The organism is Streptomyces sp. NPDC002911 (assembly GCF_053591835.1).
This window is the reverse complement of the sequence record NZ_JBSFUO010000027.1, coordinates 42515-58177: the sequence shown is the minus strand read 5'-3', so window position 1 is coordinate 58177 and position 15663 is coordinate 42515. Positions and strand designations below refer to the sequence as shown.

Annotated in this window: 9 protein-coding genes; 8 read left to right on the top strand and 1 reads right to left on the bottom strand. The window is 70.2% G+C overall.

Annotated features, from left to right (window positions below):
- Positions 1-160: 160 nt before the first annotated feature.
- The 8 genes from ACWD04_RS28035 (at position 161) to ACWD04_RS28000 (ending at position 12259) form a co-directional block, all read left to right on the top strand.
- Positions 161-1324, top strand: a complete 1164-nt coding sequence (locus ACWD04_RS28035) for a DegT/DnrJ/EryC1/StrS family aminotransferase (RefSeq protein ID WP_451136511.1) — start codon at positions 161-163, stop codon at positions 1322-1324.
- Positions 1321-2448 carry a Gfo/Idh/MocA family protein gene (locus ACWD04_RS28030; RefSeq protein WP_451136509.1) on the top strand — a complete coding sequence of 376 codons (1128 nt, stop codon included), beginning with the start codon at positions 1321-1323 and terminating at the stop codon, positions 2446-2448. The genes ACWD04_RS28035 and ACWD04_RS28030 overlap by 4 nt, the downstream gene beginning before the upstream one ends.
- A 174-nt stretch (positions 2449-2622) precedes the next feature.
- Positions 2623-3264: an HAD-IA family hydrolase gene (locus tag ACWD04_RS28025; RefSeq protein WP_451136531.1), complete on the top strand. Its 642-nt coding sequence runs from the start codon at positions 2623-2625 to the stop codon at positions 3262-3264.
- 270 nt (positions 3265-3534) lie between these two features.
- Positions 3535-4863 carry a 3-deoxy-7-phosphoheptulonate synthase gene (locus ACWD04_RS28020; protein WP_451136507.1) on the top strand — a complete coding sequence of 443 codons (1329 nt, stop codon included), beginning with the start codon at positions 3535-3537 and terminating at the stop codon, positions 4861-4863.
- Positions 4864-5058: 195 nt separating this feature from the next.
- A complete protein-coding gene (gene aroA / locus ACWD04_RS28015) occupies positions 5059-8070 on the top strand; it encodes a 3-phosphoshikimate 1-carboxyvinyltransferase (protein WP_451136505.1) in 3012 nt (1003 codons plus the stop codon).
- Between the two features lie 58 nt (positions 8071-8128).
- A complete protein-coding gene (locus ACWD04_RS28010) occupies positions 8129-9298 on the top strand; it encodes an acyl-CoA dehydrogenase family protein (RefSeq protein ID WP_451136503.1) in 1170 nt (389 codons plus the stop codon).
- Entirely contained in the window at positions 9295-10137 is an 843-nt protein-coding gene (gene chcA, locus ACWD04_RS28005) for a 1-cyclohexenylcarbonyl-CoA reductase (RefSeq protein ID WP_451136501.1), read from the top strand. The genes ACWD04_RS28010 and chcA overlap by 4 nt, the downstream gene beginning before the upstream one ends.
- Positions 10138-10165: 28 nt before the next feature.
- Complete coding sequence (locus ACWD04_RS28000; RefSeq protein WP_451136499.1) at positions 10166-12259, top strand: oxidoreductase; 2094 nt, start codon at positions 10166-10168, stop codon at positions 12257-12259.
- Between the two features lie 56 nt (positions 12260-12315).
- Here the strand turns inward: ACWD04_RS28000 and ACWD04_RS27995 are convergent, their stop codons facing one another.
- Positions 12316-15144 (bottom strand): helix-turn-helix transcriptional regulator, encoded by a 2829-nt coding sequence (locus ACWD04_RS27995; protein ID WP_451136497.1) that lies wholly within the window; start codon positions 15142-15144, stop codon positions 12316-12318.
- Between the last annotated feature and the right edge of the window lie 519 nt (positions 15145-15663).

Sequence of the window (15663 nt, the reverse complement as noted above, 5' to 3'; positions counted from 1 at the left end):
TCGGGAGCTACTGCCGGGCGCGGACCGCGCCGAGGTCGTGTTCCGGCGCCGGCGTCCGTGTGAACACCCCGCCCGTGAGGGGCGGTTCCGTGTAGTGAACCCCGCGGCGGTCGCTGCGGCAGCATTCGCATGCGCGTAGACCGAAGGAGCAAGGAACAGCATGAGCAGTGGTGTGCAACTCGGCTCGGACCTTCCGGTGTGGCCGCAGTACGACGACGCGGAGCGGACCGGCCTCATACGTGCGCTGGAACAGGGCCAGTGGTGGCGCATGGGCGGCGGCGAGGTCGACGCCTTCGAGCGGGAGTTCGCCGAGTACCACGGCAGCGAGCACGCACTGGCCGTCACGAACGGCACGCACGCCCTCGAACTGGCCCTGGAGGTCATGGGTGTCGGCCCCGGCACCGAGGTGATCGTGCCTGCCTTCACCTTCATCTCCTCGTCCCAGGCCGCTCAGCGCCTCGGCGCAGTCGTGGTGCCGGTGGACGTGGACCCGGAGACGTACTGCATCGATCCGGCTGAGGCCGCAAGAGCCGTTACCGCGAAGACCCGCGCCATCATGCCCGTGCACATGGCCGGCCAGTTCGCCGACATGGACGCCCTCGACAAGGTCGCCGCCGACTCCGGTGTGCCGCTGATCCAGGACGCCGCACACGCGCAGGGTGCCACCTGGAACGGCCGGCGGGTCGGCGAGCTGGGTTCCGTCGCCGCGTTCTCCTTCCAGAACGGCAAGCTGATGACAGCGGGCGAGGGCGGTGCGGTGCTGTTCCCGACCGCCGAGATGGCGGAGCACGCCTTCGTCCGGCACAGTTGCGGACGCCCTCGCGGCGACCGCGGCTACTTCCACCGCACCTCGGGGTCCAACTTCCGGCTCAACGAGTTCTCCGCCTCCGTGCTGCGCGCCCAGCTCGCGCGCCTGGACGGGCAGATCCGCACGCGTGAGGACCGCTGGCCGCTACTGTCCTCACTGCTCGCCGAGATCCCCGGCGTCGTGCCGCAGCGACTGGACCCGCGTGCCGACCGCAACCCGCACTACATGGCCATGTTCCGCATCCCCGGCATCACCGAGGAGCGGCGCGCGCACGTCGTCGACACCCTCGTCGAGCGAGGCGTCCCCGCGTTCGTAGCGTTCCGCTCGGTCTACCGCACGGACGCCTTCTGGGAGATGGGCGCGCCGGACCTGTCGGTGGACGAACTGGCTCGCCGCTGCCCCAACTCCGAGGCACTGACGTCCGACTGCCTCTGGCTGCATCATCGGACCCTGCTCGGCACCGAGGAACAGATGCACGAGGTCGCCGCAGTCATCGCCGACGTCCTCGGCTCATGACCGCGGCGAACCAGGACGGCCGGCCGGTCCGCACCGCCGTGGTGGGGCTCGGCTGGGCGGCCCGCTCCATCTGGCTGCCGCGGCTGCGTCACCACCCGGGCTTCGCCGTGACCGCGGCGATCGACCCCGACCCGGCCTCGCGCGCGGCCGTCGCCGCGGAGTTCCCGGACACCCCGGTCATGGCGGCCGTGCACGACGCGGACCCGGCGCAGGTGGACCTGGCCATCGTGGCCGTCCCCAACCACCTGCACTGCGAGATCGCCTGCAGCCACCTCCTCAAGGGCATCCCGGTCTTCCTCGAGAAGCCGGTGTGCCTGACGTCGGCGGAGGCGGAGCAGCTGGCCGAGGCCGAACGCGTCGGCGGCGCACGGCTCCTGGCCGGCAGCGCCGCCCGCCACCGCGCCGACGTCCGGGCGCTGCTCGCGAGCGTCGGTGACCTGGGCACCGTCCGCCACATCGAGCTGTCCTGGGTGCGGGCGCGCGGCGTGCCGGACGCGGGCGGCTGGTTCACCCGGCGTCAGCTGTCCGGCGGCGGAGCACTGGTGGACCTGGGCTGGCACCTGTTCGATATCGCCGCGCCCCTGCTGGGCACCGCGCACTTCACACACGTCACCGGCGCGGTCTCGGGCGACTTCATCGCGCGGGACACCGCACGGGTCTCCTGGCGTGCCGAGAATGCCGAGGACGACGGCAGGGAGAGCGAGCGCACCGACGTCATCGACGTCGAGGACACCGCCCGCGCGTTCCTCGTCGCCGACGACGGTGTCTCTCTCTCGCTGCACGCCAGCTGGGCCTCGCACGAGGAGCGCGACATCACCCGCGTCCGGGTCGAGGGCAGCGCCGGCAGCGCGACCCTGCGGTGCACGTTCGGCTTCAGCCCCAACCGCCTGGAGCACCCGGAACTGACCCGCACCGACGGCGGGCGGACCCGTGCGCTCCCGGTGCCCGAAGAGCCGATCGGCACGGAGTACGACCGGCAGCTCGACGAGCTGCTCGCCCAGCTGCGCGACCCGGTCGGCCCGCACAGGGCCGTCGAGGAGGCGCGCCGCACCATCGGCGCCATCGAACGGATCTACTCCTCGGCCCGCGCAGCGCAGGAGGAAGCCCCGTCGCACCGGGCGTGAGAGGCGGGACCGGCCACCGGTTCGGCCGGGGCACGTACCGCGGCGGCTGCGGTCCCACGCACGAAGCCGCCGCCTTACGAAAGAGAGCACCACAGCGCCATGAACACTCTGGGAACCACCCAAGACCTCACCACCCCCGACAGCTATGACAGTCATGACAACGGGGCGCAGCCGATGACCTCGGTCGTCTTCGATCTCGACGGGGTACTGGTCAACAGTTTCGCCGTGATGCGCCAGGCGTTCACCACCGCCTACGCCGAGGTGGTGGGGGACGGCGAGCCCCCGTTCGAGGAGTACGAGCGGCATCTGGGCCGCTACTTCCCCGACATCATGCGGATCATGGGGCTGCCGCTGGAGATGGAGGCCCCGTTCGTTCGAGAGAGCTACCGGCTCGCTCACCTCGTCCCGGTCTTCGACGGCGTACCGGAGATGCTGAGGGAACTGCGGGCCCACGGCATCGGACTCGCCGTGGCCACAGGCAAGAGCGGACCGAGGGCCCGTTCGCTCCTCGAACAGCTCGGACTGCTGGACCTGTTCGTCGTCGTGATCGGCTCCGACGAGGTGGAACGCCCCAAGCCGGCCCCTGACATCGTGCTCAAGGCACTGGGCGCGCTCGGCTCCGACCCCTCGCGGACGGTCATGGTCGGCGACGCGGTCACCGACCTCAGCAGCGCGCGGGGCGCCGGAGTCGCCGCCGTCGCCGCGCTGTGGGGCGAGACCGACGAGGAGACCCTTCTCGCGGAGAACCCCGACGTCGTGCTGCGCTCCCCCTCGGAACTGCTCGATGTGTGCGTCGGCAGATCCCGCACTCCCTGATCCCCAGGGGTACATGCCTCGCGTCATCCGGGCCGTCCGGCTCGAAGGCGTCCACAAGGGGGGTGTAGGGGATACCCAGGGGATTGGGGCGGGGTTCGATAAATGGAAAGCTCGGACAGGAACATGCACGGGCTGGACGTTCACCCGGCGGGGTCCGCAGCCCGTTCCCGGCCTTTCACGGCGCCCCTCGGAGGATGCCGGAGGGTATTCGAGATTTATCCCCCAACGATCGCAGACATGTCTCGACCAATATTTCACCGGAGACCCGACGTGGGAAAAGCCGTGACCGACATGCGTAAGCCGGCCCTGCAACAACCCGAGTGGGACGACCCGTCACAGGTCCGGCGTATCCGGGAGGTACTGGCCGCGCGTCCGCCGCTGGTCAGGGCGGAGGACGTAACCGTGCTGCGGACGCTGCTCGCCCAGGTGGCCCGGGGCGAAGCCCTGGTGGTGCAGGGCGGGGACTGCGCCGAGAACCCGGGTGAGTGCGACGCCGCATACGTGTCGCGTAAATCCGCGGTGCTCGACCTGCTCGCCGCGACGCTGAAGATGGCCACCCACAAACCGGTCGTGCGGGTCGGACGCATCGCGGGCCAGTTCGCCAAGCCGCGGTCCCGGCCTATGGAACTGATCGGAGACCTGGAACTGCCGGTGTATCGGGGCCACATGGTCAACGGCCCGGAACCCGACGCGGAGAGCCGGCGGCACGATCCGCTGCGCCTGCTGACCTCGTACATGACGGCCAGCGACGTCATGGAGCACCTGGGCTGGCGCGGGCCCGCGGTCCCGGGTCACCAGCCCCTGATCGAACCCCGGTTGTGGACGAGCCACGAGGCGCTCGTCCTCGACTACGAAGAGCCGATGATCCGCGAGTTGAGTGACGGGCGCCGCTGGCTCGGGTCCACCCACTGGCCGTGGATCGGCGAGCGGACGCGTCAACTGGACGGCGCTCACCTGGACCTCGTAGCCGGTATCGTCAACCCGGTCGCCGTGAAGGTCGGTCCGACCACCACGGTGGACGAGGTCACGCTCCTGTGTGAGCGGCTCGATCCGCTGCGGGAACCGGGCCGGCTCACCCTCATCGCACGCATGGGCGCCGAGCCGGTCGCCGAACGGCTGCCCGCGCTCGTGGAGGCGGTCCGGGGGGCCGGCCATCCGGTGATCTGGCTCAGCGACCCCATGCACGGCAACACCGTCGTCGGCCCGGACGGGCACAAGACCCGTCTGCTGGAGACGATGGCACGGGAGATCCGGGGATTCCTCCGGGCCGTGACCGACGCCGGCGGCACGGCGGGCGGACTGCACCTGGAGACCACCCCCGACGACGTCCTGGAATGTGCCACCGACGTCTCCGTGTACGAGGGGAAGGCCGTGCGGCGTACCAGCCTGTGCGACCCCCGGCTCAATACGGAACAGGCTGTTTCGCTGCTCTCCGCCTGGTCCGGTGCGGAGGTCCGGCCCACCGCGTCCGGAGACGGGCCGCGGGTGGTCCCGGAGACGCAGCCGGTCCCGAGCGGCCGGGCACTGCCCCCCGCGCCGCCGGATCATCAGGAGCTCGAGAACCGGAACCACTCCGCACTGCGACTGAGGCAGACCTAGGGGCGGTTCTTGCGGAAACGTCCGGCCGACCGGGCCGGAACGTATCAGCCGTCCCGAAATTCTGATTCCGCGACGTCGGCGTCCGATTTTTCTGGGTGCGTGTGCTTGATGCTTCGGCGTCGGTGTGCCGTGAGGATTCGGACCGATTTCCTTTCTGTCTCGGCCACCACCCCACAGTCAGGGAGTAGTAGGACCATGCACCTTCTCGTCAAAGGAATTCAGCACCGGGTCACCGGTGAGATTCTTGTCCCGAACTCGAAATACCATGCACACCGTGCGCTGATTCTCGCCTCGCTCGCCGACGGCGTCAGCCGTGTCCACGGACTGTCCGACGCCCGGCACGTCGAGTACACCGTGCGACTGCTGCGCGACCTCGGTGTGCGGATCGCCAGGGACGGCGACACCTTCGTGGTCCATGGACTCGGCGGGCGGTTCAGGCCGCGCCGCGAGGCGGTCTCGGCCGGCAGCTCCGGCACGACGCTCTACTTCATGATCGGTCTTGCCTCGCTGTCGGACCGCGCCGTGTCGGTGACCGGGCAGAAGTACTTCAGGCGACGCCCGGTCGGCCCTCTGCTGCGCGCCCTGGAACAGATGGGTGTCCAACTGGAGTCGGCGGACGACTGTCCGCCCGTCCATGTACAGGGCCGCAGACCCACCGGCGGCCACGTAAAGATCGCGGGAATCCTGTCCCAGTGGGTCTCGGGCCTGATCCTGCTGGCCCCGTTCGCGACGCGGCACACCACCATCGAGGTGGAGGGCGAGCTGAACGAACGCCCTTACCTGGAACTGACCGTGGCGATGATGCGGCAGTTCGGCCTCGAGGTGACCGTCTCCGAGGACTGGCGGCGCTTCGACATCGAGCCGGGGCAGCAGGCGCGCAGCATCGAACTGACGCTGCCGCCGGACATCGGCTCGGCCGCGTTCGGCATCGCGACGGCCGCACTGCACCCCAGTGACGTGCTGCTGCGCGGGATCACCACGCTGGAGGGCGGCCCGGCCGACCACCCCGAGTTCCACTTCCTCGACGTCGCACGCTCCATGGGCGTACCGATGGAGATCGACGAAGCGGCCGGCGGTCTCCGCATCCTGCAGGACGCGCCGCGGCTCACCGCGGTCGACGTCGACTGCCGCGACATCCCCGACATGCTGCCGATCCTGTCGACCCTCGCCACGTTCACGCGCGGTGAGTCGGTGTTCCGCAACATCGCGCACACCCGGCTCAAGGAGTCCGACCGCGCCGCCGCGATGCTCCAGCTCAACTCCATGGGCGGCCGCCTGGAACTGTCGGACGACGAGCTGCGGGTGCGGGGGGTGGACGGCCTGACCGGCGCCAGGCTGTCCTCGTTCAACGACCACCGCATCCTGATGTCGCTCGCAGTGGCGGCGTCGCGGGCACAGGGGCACTCGACGCTGACCTATCCGAACGCATACCGCATCTCGTACCCGACGTTCCTCGACGCGATGAACACCCTCAGCGTGCCCATGTCGGTGGAGGACGGCTCGGCAGGCGCCGCCGGTGCCGGTGCGGGGACCGTCGTCCCCGGGGCGGCCCCGGAGCCCGTCGGCCTCGAGGCTGCCGCGCAGGTCACACTTCCGCAGTGGCTGCGCCGAAGGGCCGAGGACCGGCCGCAGGACACCGCCGTCGTGGACGTACGGTCCGACCGCGACGAGGTGGTCACCTGGAGCGAGCTGGCCGAGCAGGTGGACCGGACGGCAGCCCTGCTGCTGCGGCTGGGGGTGCGGCCCGGCGAGAACGTGGCGTACCAGCTGCCGAACCGTGTCGAGTTCGTGGTGCTGTCGCTGGCGGCACTGCGGGTCGGGGCCGTGTGCTGCCCGGTCATTTCGTTCTTCCGCAAGCGTGAACTCAATTTCGTTCTGCGGCGCTCCTCGGCACGGGTGCTGGTGGTGGCGGACCGGCACCGCTCGCGTCGGCCCGCCGAGGAGGTGCTGGACCTGATCGCGGAGGACGGCTCGGATCTGGAACACGTGGTGGTCCTGGCGACCGCGGGCGGCTCCGGGGTGCTGCCCGAGTCCCCAACGAGCCGTGTGACCGTGCACGACTGGGAGCAGGCGCTGTCGGCGACGGCCGTGGACCGTGCGGCGCTCGACGCCCTCGCGCCGACCCCGGAGATGACGGCGCAGTTGCTCTTCACGTCAGGCACCACCGGCGAGCCCAAGGGCGTCACCCAGCCCACGCGCAACCTGGTCAGGGCCGCCGCGATGGAGATCGGCCACCTGGGGCTCGGCGAGCAGGACGCGATCTGGGTGCCGTCGCCGCTCGCGCACCAGACGGGCTTCCTGTACGGCATGGTGCTCGCCCTGGTGCTGGGTGTGCCCCAGGTCCTGCAGCCCGACTGGGACGCCAAGCGGGCGCTGCAGTCGCTCAACGACCACCGGGCGACGTTCGTGCAGGCCGCGACGCCGTTTCTGTCCGACCTGGTGAAGGCCGTGGAGGAGAGCGGCGAGACACCGCAGCACCTGCGGATCTTCGTGGCGACGGGAGCCACCGTGCCGCGTGGTCTGGCGGAGCGCGCGGGGCGCGTGCTGGGCACCGCCGTGTGCGGGGCCTTCGGCACGACGGAGACCTGCCTGGGCGCGCTGTCGTCCCCCGGTGACGAGCCCCGGCAGCGCTGGGGCTCCGACGGCCGCGCGCTGGACGGCATCGAGCTGCGGATAACCGACGACGAGGGGCGGGCGCTGCCCGCCGGCACGGAGGGCAACTTCGAGTTGCGGTCCCCCACGGTCTTCGAGGGCTACCTCGGGCGTCCCGACCTGACGTCCCAGGCGTTCACCGCGGACGGCTGGTACCGCACGGGCGATCTGGCGACGATCGACACCGAGGGCTTCCTGCGCATCACCGGGCGGGTCAAGGACGTGATCAACCGCGGCGGCGAGAAGGTGCCCGTCGCGGAGATCGAACAGCTCCTGTTCGGACACCCCGCGGTGGACGACGTCGCGGTGGTGGCCATGCCGGACGAGCGCCTCGGCGAGCGCGCCTGCGCCTTCGTGGTCCCGGTGGGCGGTGCGGAGCTGACCTTCGAGGAGATGCGGCGTCACCTCGACGGACACGAGGTGGCCAAGCAGTACTGGCCGGAGCGCTTGGAGCAGATCGACGCCCTGCCGCGCAATCCGATCGGCAAGGTGAAGAAGTCCGAACTGCGGGCGCTGGCCCGCGGTCTGCGGCCCCACGACGAGGACGCAGGCTGAACGCCCGGCGGACAGCGGACAGCGGACCGGAACAACGGAACAAGGACAGAGGTGGCACATGACGGACGAGCAGCAGTTCCACGAGCTGCGCACCCAGGTGGAACAGTGGGTGGAGGGGCCTGGCGAGCGCTGGGCCGAGCGCATCGAGGAGACCGGGCAGGTGCCCGAGGAACTGTGGGCCGAGCTGAACGGCCTGGGGTTCCTGCGGATAGCCGCTCCCGAGGAGTACGGCGGCCGTGGTCTCGGCTTCGCGCGCTGGATGGAGCTGATGGAGGTCTTCTCCCGCTCGCACGGCTCCGTACGCATGATCGTGCACGTCGTCAACGGCATCTGGCGATCGATGGACGGCCATGCCGACGACGAGCAGCGCAAACGCTTCGTCATTCCCTCCGTCACCGGTGAGATCAAGATCGCCTTCACCCTCACCGAGCCGGACAACGGCACCGGCGCGGACATCACCACGTCGGTGGTGCGCGAGGGGGACACGTACTACCTCTCGGGACGTAAGCACCTGATCACCTTCGGGGTGCGCTGCGACTACTACCTGCTGGCCGCCCGGGTCGAGGGCAGCACCGGGCATGAGGGCACGGTGGCCCTGCTGGTGCCGCGTGACGCCCCGGGCGTCACGGTCGAGGACACGTCCAACACCATGGGCGTCACGGGTACCGACCACGCGTCGCTGGCCTTCGACAACACTCCGGTGCCGGTCGACCACCGGCTCGGAGCGGAGGGCCAGGGCCTGGAAGTCTTCCTCGGCGGCTTCCTCACGCCGTCCCGGATCTCGGTGGCGATGAGCTGCGTCGGGCTCGCCCGGCGCGCTCAGCAACTGGCCGTCGAGTACGCCCGCAACCGGGTGACCTTCGGCAAGACGCTGACCCAGCGCCAGGCCATCCAGTTCATGCTCGCCGAGAACGAGGCGGACATCGAAGCCGCACGGCAGCTGGTCCTGCACGCGGCCCGCCGCTTCGAGGAGAGCGCGGACGACGCGTCCATGCAGTCGTCGATGGCCAAGATGCACGCGGTGACGATGCTGACGAACGTCACCGACAAGGCGCTCCAGGTGCACGGCGGACTCGGTTACTGGAGGTCGCAGAAGATCGAGCGCGTGTACCGCGACGCGCGTGCCCAGCGCTTCGAGGAAGGCACCAACGAGGTACAGAAGGCCGTCGTCTTCCGCGAGTTGCTCCAGCGCGCCACGTCCCGGGACGGAGAGGGAACAATCCGATGAACAGCCCGCAGCACCAGCCGACGCCCGACCGCGAGCAGGTCTCGCTGATCACCGGGGCCTCGCGCGGCATCGGCCGCGCCCTGGCCCTCACCCTCGCCGGCCGCGGTGGCACCGTGGTCGTCAACTACAAGAAGAACGCCGACCTGGCTCAGAAGACCGTCGCCGACATCGAGGAGGCCGGCGGTCAGGGCTTCGCGGTCCAGGCGGACGTCGAGACCCCCGAGGGCGTCACGGCGCTGTTCGACGAGGTGGCGCAGCACTGCGGGCGGCTCGACCACTTCGTCTCCAACGCCGCGGCGAGCGCGTTCAAGAACATCGTCGATCTCGGCCCGCACCACCTGGACCGCTCGTACGCGATGAACTTGCGGTCGTTCGTCCTGGGGGCGCAGCAGGCGGTGAAGCTGATGGACAACGGCGGGCGGATCGTCGCGCTGTCCTCCTACGGTTCCGTCCGCGCCTACCCCACCTACGCGATGCTGGGCGGCATGAAGGCCGCCATCGAGTCGTGGGTGCGGTACATGGCGGTGGAGTTCGCGCCCTACGGCATCAACGTCAACGGGGTCAACGGTGGCCTGATCGACTCCGATTCGCTGGAGTTCTTCTACAACGTCGAGGGCATGCCGCCCATGCAGGGCGTCCTCGACCGCATCCCGGCGCGCCGCCCGGGCACCGTGCGGGAGATGGCCGACACCATCGCCTTCCTCCTCGGCGAGGGGGCGGGGTACATCACCGGGCAGACCCTCGTGGTGGACGGCGGGCTCAGCGTCGTCGCGCCGCCGTTCTTCGCGGACGCGGGTGAGGCGCTCGCGCTGCCGCCCCGGCCCACGCGCGACGCCTGAACGGAACGACCGAGAAGAGGGATGGCAGGTGTTGGACCACGTCTTCAGGCCCCACGCGATCGGTGGCCTGACAGTGCCGCACCGCATCGTCATGGGTGCCATGCACCTGAACCTGGAGACCCTGGACGACGACGGCGCCGCTCTGGCCGCGTTCTACAAGGAACGTGTGCGGGGCGGAGCCGGCCTCATCGTCACAGGTGGCTCCGCGGTGAACCCTGCGGGTTCCGGCGGCCCCGGTTACGGCCTGCTCGACGACGAAAAGCACAGGTCGGCGCTGCGCCGGGCCGCAGACGCGGTGCACGACGCCGGAGGTCTCATCGCCCTCCAGCTCTTCCACGCCGGGCGGTACGCGCTGCCCGGCGCCCCCGGTACGGACGGCGCCGCGCCCCTCGCGCCGTCCGCCGTGTACAGCCGGTTCTCCCGCACCGTTCCCCAGGCCATGACGGAGGAGGAGATCACCGGGACCGTCGCCGCCTTCGGCCGGGGGGCGGAGGCCGCGTACGAGCTGGGCTTCAGCGCGGTCGAGGTGATGGGCTCGGAGGGTTATCTGATCAATCAGTTCACCGCGCCCCTCACCAACCGGCGCGACGACGCCTGGGGCGGTGACGCCCTACGGCGCGGGCGCTTCCCCGTCGAGGTCCTGCGGGCCGTGCGGGCCGCGGTGGGGCCGGATTTCCCGGTGCTCTTCCGGATGTCGGGCGCCGACCTCGTCGATGACGGCACTCCGTGGGAGGAGACGGCGGCGCTCGCCGTGGAGCTGGCCGGAGCCGGTGCCGACGCGCTCGCGGTAGGGGTCGGCTGGCACGAGTCCCCGGTGCCGACCGTGCAGGCGCAGGTACCGGCGGGCACCTGGGCCGTGTATGCCCAGCGGGTCAAGCAGGCGCTACGGGCGGCGGGGCACGGCGCGGTGCCCGTCATCGCCTCCAACCGCTTCAACCGGCTCGCGCAGGCCGAGGAGGTGCTGGCCGGGGGCGACGTCGATCTGGTCGCCATGGCCCGCCCGTTCCTCGCGGACCCGGCCATCATCGACAAGTCCCGTACGGGGTCGGACACTTCGGTGGATCTGTGCATCGCCTGCAACGAAGCGTGTATCGACCGGTCCTTCGGCACCGAGCGGGTGTCCTGCCTGGTGAATCCGCGGGCGGGCCACGAGCGTGAGTTCCCGGCCCGGTCCTCTCCCGCGCGCAGAGGCAGGTACGCCGTGATCGGCGCGGGGCTCGCGGGGCTCGAGGCGGCCCGCACTCTGGCGAGACTCGGGCACGAGGTCGAGGTCTACGAGGCGGCGGACGAGCCCGGCGGGCAGTTCCGGCTGGCCGCCCGGGTGCCGGGCAAGGCGGACTTCGCCGCAACCGTGCGACAGCGCGAACAGGAGCTCGACGATCTGAACGTGCCCGTGCACCTGGGGCACCGTATCGGTGCGCGGGACGTGCCCGTCCTGCGCACCATGGACGGGGTGGTTCTCGCCACGGGGGTCCGCCCTCACCGGCTGGACCTGCCGGGTGTCGGTCTGCCGCATGTCCTCGACTATGCCGAGGCGTTCGGCGACCCCGGCGTCCTCGGTCCGCGCGTCGCCGTCATCGGCGGCGGTGGAATCGCGGTGGACCTGGCGCACCTTCTTACCAGTGGCTCCTCCCCCGCCCCGACCCCGGAGGAGTTCCTCGCCTCCCGCGCGCTGACCGCGCCGCCCGAAACAATCCTGGTGCCGCGGACGGCCACTGCCCCGGCCTGCGGCCGCCATGTCACCGTGATGCGGCGCAGCGGCAGGATCGGCAGTGGAATCGGCCCGTCCACCCGGTGGGTGGTCATGGAGGAGCTGCGGGCCCGCGGAGTGCGCCTGCTCACCGGCATCACGTACGAGGAGATCACCCGGGACGGCGTCGTCGTCGAAGCCGAAGGAAGAAGGGAGCTGGTCGCCGCCGACCATGTCGTCCTGGCTACGGGCCAGGAGAGCAGACAGGAGGTCGCCGCCGTGCTCCGTCGGGCCGAGGTCCCCTTCGAGACCGCCGGCGGCGCTGCCGATGCCCGCGCGCTCAACGCCGTACAGGCCACCGCACAAGGACTGCGCGCCGCGCACCGCATCGTGGAACGGGCCGGGTCGAGAGAATCGGGACGGACCGGATAGTACGCGATCCGAAGCCCTCGGCCGATGCGGGGCGCGGCACCGTGGGGCCCGGCGGGTCAGCCTGTTTCGCCGCGCAGGTAGCCCGGCAGACTCTGTCGGTTCTTGACTGCCAGTTTGCGGTAGACCCGGGTCAAGTGCTGCTCGACCGTACTGGGCGTGATGAACAGCTTCTCCGCGATCTCCCGGTTGGTGTACCCCATGACCGCCATAGAGGCGATCCTGCGCTCGGAGTTGGTCAGGGAGGCGACGGCCGTCGTTCTCTCCTCGTCCTCCGCCGGGCCCGTCTCACCGCTCGTGTCCGGTAGCAGTTCCCTGCACAGAGGTTCCGCCTGGCAGAGGTACGCCACTCTCCAGGCACGGCGGATGATCACCCGCGCACGGCGGTGCTTGCCCAGCGCGTGGTAGGCCCGGCCCAGGTCGGACAGCGTCCTGGCCAGTTCGTAGGTAGAGCCGTCCGCCTCCAGGATGTCGGCGGCCTCGGCCAGCAGGCGCGGGCGCTGCCCCAGCGAACTGAACACGGCCATCAGCCGCAGGGCGAGCGCCCGGCTGACGGTGTCCTCCGGACCGGGGAGGGCCAGCTGGTCCTTCACCAGACGCTTGGCCTGGTCGCGGTTGCCCTGCAGCAGCCACGCCTCCGCCGCGCTGGTCCGCCAGGGCACGATCCCGGGCAGGTCCAGGCCCCACTTTCCCATGAGTTCGCCGCAGGAGAGGAAGTCCCCGAGCGCCGCGTGCGTCCGGTTCATGGCCAGGTAGTAATGCCCACGCGCATAGAGGTAGTGCAGCCCGTAGCGGCTCTGGAACATCTCGTCGGGGACGCCCCGGGTGACGAGCGCCGTGGCCTCGTCGAGCTCCCCCATGCGGGTGTGGGCCAGGATCAGGGTGCCCAGCGGCAGGCCGACGGCAGTGCCCCACCCCTGGACGGACACGTGCTCCAGGGCACACGCACCGCGTTTCACCGCTTCCCTGAGATCACCTCCGCGCAGCCGGATCTCCGCCTCGGCGGCGTCCAGGATGCCCTGCCACATCGGGGAGGGGCTCCCGTTGCGACGTTCGTCCAGGCTTCGGCACCGGTTGGCCGCGTCGCTCAGCCTACCGCTGTAGACCAGGGACATCAGCGCGAGGAGGGTAGCCTCCTCGGCCCAGGGTGCGCTGTGGTTGAGGTCGAGCTGGCCGAGGACGTGCGAGGCCCATTCCTGCATCTCGCCGCTGCGTCTGCGTACGAGGCCACCGGAGAGCGCGCCGATCGACTGCAGCCAGAAAGCACGGCCCCGGGTGGTGGGCGCCCCCTCGGGGCCGGTGGGAGCGGGCCCGCTCTGCACCCGTCCCGCGAGCGGCGGGTACGTACAGGCCAGCCATACCTCCATGTCGTGCAGTTCGGCCGGCCGGCTCGGCGTGCCGGACAGGGGCGCAATCCCCGCGGACGGCAGACGCGACGCTCGCTTGCGGAGCATCGAAAGAATGTCGGCGGCCTCCTGCGTACGGTGCAACCAGAGCAGTTGCCGCACGAGCAGCGTCGTCTCGTAGGGATCGAGCTGATCGCTGCGGACCGCCTCGGTGAGAGCGAGCAGGTGCCGCAGCGATGCCGAGGGGTTGAGCTGCCATTCGGCCTGGGCGAGCCTGGCCCGGACCGTCCACCGGTCCCGCTCGTTCGTGCACGCCCCCTGTGCGGAGTTCAGGTATCGCAGGGCACGTTGCACCTCGCCGTGCAGCAGCGCCTCCGAAGACGCCTCCAGCAGCACGCGCAACGCCCAGGGCTCCGGCACCTGACCGGCCTCGGTCAGGTGGTGGGCCGCGTCGGCCACCGCGCCGCCCTGGTTGTAGAGCAGTCGCGCGGCCCGCTGGTGCAGTTGTGCGCGGTCCGTGACTGGCAGGTCGTCCAGCACGGTGCGCGCGGCGAGCACGTGTCGGAACCGGCCTTCCCTGAGCAGACCGGCCTCGGTCATGGTGCTCAGGGCCCGCTCGACGGTGCCCGTGTCCGTGTCCGCCAGCGCCCCGAGTTCCTCCGACGAGGCCCCGTCACCGTAGACAGCCATGGCGCGGGCCACTCGTAGCGTGTGGGGCCGGCTGCGGTGCAGGCAGTTCAACAGCGCACGTCCGTAACCCTGTTGACGGGCTTCTCCGCCGAGCTGCTCGTCGCGGATCAGGGCGTCGAGCAGCAGCGGGTTGCCGCCGCTGTAGGCGGTGAAGGCGTCACTCAGCTCCCGGGCCGCCCTCGCTCCGAGACGCAGACCCGTCAGGGTGCGCACGGCCTGCGCGGAGAGAGGTGCGAGCCGGACTGACATGACGGAGGCCTGACGCAGCAGTTCGGCGTGGAACGGGGAATGGGTCCCGCTCGACTCGGCCAGTTCGGTCAGCACCATCAGGAGCGGTGCCGAGCTCAGCCGCCGGACCAGATACAGCAGGCACTGCTGTGAGGCGGCGTCCATGTGGTCGATGTCGTCCGCGCACACCACGACCGGTGTGGTGGCGGCCAGTTCCGTGACGGGCAGGAAGAGGTCGTAGAGGATCTCGGCCCTGTTGCGCTCCACGGCCTTGTGCATGCTCTCGGCCCGGGTCGACCCCATGAGCCTCCGCAGTACCGGGGAGATACGTCTGCGCAGTTCTACGGGGAGCGCCGGACTGTCGAAAAGTTGACTGAGTGCCCCGAACGGCAGATCCCGCTCCTCGGAGGAGCAGACGGCATTCAGGAGGATGGCCCCGTCGGCCTGTGCGTGCTGTGCCACCTCGCACAGGAACTCCGTCTTCCCCGCCCCCACGGTCCCCTCCACGAGGATCACCCGCCCGGCCGTGGGCTGCGGGGCAGTCAACCAGGCCCGGACTCGCGCGAGTTGCTCCTCGCGTTCCATCAGGACGGTTCCCCACGGCTCGTGCGGAACGGAACCCACCGACATTTTCCCCGGCGGCAGTCCCCGAGCCATAACTCCCTCGACCTCGCATTCGGAACGCCGGCATTTCGCCCCGCCTGAGCGGACATCACAGATAACGAGCTCACGCATCTCCCCTGAAGGCTGTTCGCGCTGGTTCAGGTGCCACGCTAACCCGGTGGACAGCGTTGTCACCGATGTCGCGTTTCATACGCACAGCCATCACACAGAGGAACCATCTCCGCACCCATCGTCGATCAGTGGCGTGAACGGGCACCCCGAAACAGCATCATGCTGGAAATTTCAAGCACTTCCGTGGAGTGTTTTCGGACTACCGGACACGGGCAAAACCGACGCCGGCGGGAAGCTCGGGGGAAAACCTTCAGGAAGCCGTCGACATTGAAACGGTTCATCACGCTTCCTCGCGCCCGAGATATTCAATTTGAGCCGGTTACTCGCGTAACCCGACCGAGGACAGGGTGACACCGCCGCCCCTACGAGCCGATGCGACTACGGCCTCTTCCGCACACCTCTCTCCAC